The sequence below is a fragment of the Sulfuricurvum sp. genome (assembly GCF_049305995.1).
Classification (GTDB): Bacteria; Campylobacterota; Campylobacteria; order Campylobacterales; family Sulfurimonadaceae; genus Sulfuricurvum.
In genome coordinates, this window is sequence record NZ_JBAQPS010000387.1 from 1 (window position 1) to 1,935 (window position 1,935).

The 1,935-nt window shown below is 43.7% G+C and carries 4 protein-coding genes; 1 reads left to right on the top strand and 3 read right to left on the bottom strand.

What is annotated here, in order from left to right; all coding sequences use genetic code 11:
• Positions 1-761, bottom strand: a 761-nt coding sequence (purM, locus tag WA010_RS12905; protein ID WP_422557526.1) for a phosphoribosylformylglycinamidine cyclo-ligase, incomplete at its 3' end; no start/stop codon positions are given.
• Between the two features lie 66 nt (positions 762-827).
• Positions 828-1,031 (bottom strand): phosphoribosylaminoimidazole synthetase, encoded by a 204-nt coding sequence (locus WA010_RS12910; RefSeq protein ID WP_422557527.1) that lies wholly within the window; start codon positions 1,029-1,031, stop codon positions 828-830.
• 160 nt (positions 1,032-1,191) lie between these two features.
• Between WA010_RS12910 and WA010_RS12915 the strand changes: the two genes are divergently transcribed.
• A complete protein-coding gene (locus tag WA010_RS12915) occupies positions 1,192-1,746 on the top strand; it encodes a spermidine synthase (RefSeq protein WP_422557528.1) in 555 nt (184 codons plus the stop codon).
• Here the strand turns inward: WA010_RS12915 and WA010_RS12920 are convergent.
• Positions 1,743-1,935 (bottom strand): hypothetical protein (locus tag WA010_RS12920; protein ID WP_422557529.1); only part of this gene is annotated, 193 nt, incomplete at its 5' end. The genes WA010_RS12915 and WA010_RS12920 overlap by 4 nt on opposite strands.

Below are 1,935 nucleotides of genomic sequence, written 5' to 3' on the forward strand. Positions count from 1 at the left end.
CGTGGGAAGTTTTCGACGATTCCGCCTCCTGTGATATGGGCGAGGGCTTGGATCTTATCTTTGAGCACTTTAAATGTTTTGACGTAGATACGTGTCGGCGTTAGAAGAGTCTCAATCAATGGTTTCCCTTCGAATTGATCGTCGAATTTCATCCCCATTTTTTCAAACAATACTTTACGTGCTAATGAAAATCCGTTGGAGTGGAGCCCTGAACTTGGTAATGCGATGAGAATATCACCTGCGGCTACTTTGTTGGAGCGGTCAAGTTCGCTTTTTTCACCGATACCGACAGCAAATCCGGCAAGATCGTAATCGTCTGAGTGGTACATTCCGGGCATTTCCGCCGTTTCACCGCCGATAAGGGCACATTCTGCCTGACGGCAACCTTCCGCTATGCCGCTAACAACCGCCGTTGCGGCAGTGACATCGAGTTTACCCGTTGCGTAATAATCGAGGAAAAACGATGGGGTTCCGAAATTACAGATCAAATCGTTCACACACATCGCAACCAAGTCGATTCCAACGGTGTTGTGGATACCCGAATCGATAGCAAGTTTTAGCTTGGTTCCGACACCGTCGGTTGCGGCGAGCATGACGGGTTCACGATACCCTGTTGGAAGCTCAAACGCCCCTGCAAATGATCCGATTCCGCCGAGAACACCGGGGATAGCCGTCGATTTTACGAGTGGTTTGATATTTTCGACAAAACTGTTACCTGCATCGATATCGACACCGGCGTCTTTGTAGCTGATTTGGCTCATGGGATTCCTCACCTAAGAAAAGTGAGGCAATTATAACGAAAGAGTGGTTAGGGGAAATTTAGGGGTTTAATCTTTTTTCTGGCATTTACCGAAAACTTTTCTGAAGAACCATAACGAAGGACAAAAATCGGTGAAAGCCCATACCACTACCATGATAATGATAAAGGTTTGGACAATAACACCCCATTGAATTTGACCGCTTGCAAATAAAACCATTGAAACGGTTAAGACGATGGCCATTAAAAAACGTTGAATTTTTTCAGCACACATGACAACTCCGTAATTTATAAGATTAATTGGTTGAAATTATATCAAAAGGGAACGTCGTTAGCTTTAATCTTTCACTCTAAACAGAAGATTCAAACCCTTTTAATCTCCGCGTGTTACAATCGCTGAAAAATTTCCGATATTATGAGAAGAGAAACTATTCATGAAAACATTTATTACCCCTGAGATGATGACTCACGTTGCGATGTGTACCCATAAAAATCCCCATAGCGTCATGGTCGTGAGTGATCAGTCCGATTTGTTGCAAGGGGAATTGTCCCGTTACCGTGATGTTGTTATTGGCTATTCGGGTGCAAACGATCTTCTTACAGTGTTACGTAATGCCGCTGATAAAAGTGCTGATGTGTTACTTTTAGATACGTTAAGTGATGACAGTGCGATATATGCACATGCTAATCGACTTTTAAAAGAGGATGCCTTGATGGTGTGCAAACACCCTGACCTCGATGATGTGGCTGAGAATACAAAACTCATGCAGATTTTGGGAAATTACTTTAAAATCATTATGCCGTATTACGATGGGAACGGTGCAACATTGCTTTTGTGTTCCAAAGAGTACCATCCGACAGCGGATCTGATTTTACAGCGCAGTGATTTGCTCGAAGGACAACAATTTTATAACTGCGATGTCCATATCGGAGTCTTTGCAATGCCACAGTATATTCGCAAAAATTATTTGGGCATTATCCGTAACTAATGGCATTTGACTACTATTTGTTTTGTTACGCCATCGGAACTCGTCCCGATAGCTACGCTAACGCTAAGTTCTCCTCGGCAGAGAGCCCACGCGCAGTAAACCGCGCTGTTCGAGATAATTATGGCATTTGAATATGCCATTGCGCTCACCGGAGGAATAGCGACAGGAAAAAGTACTGTCGCCTCTTTA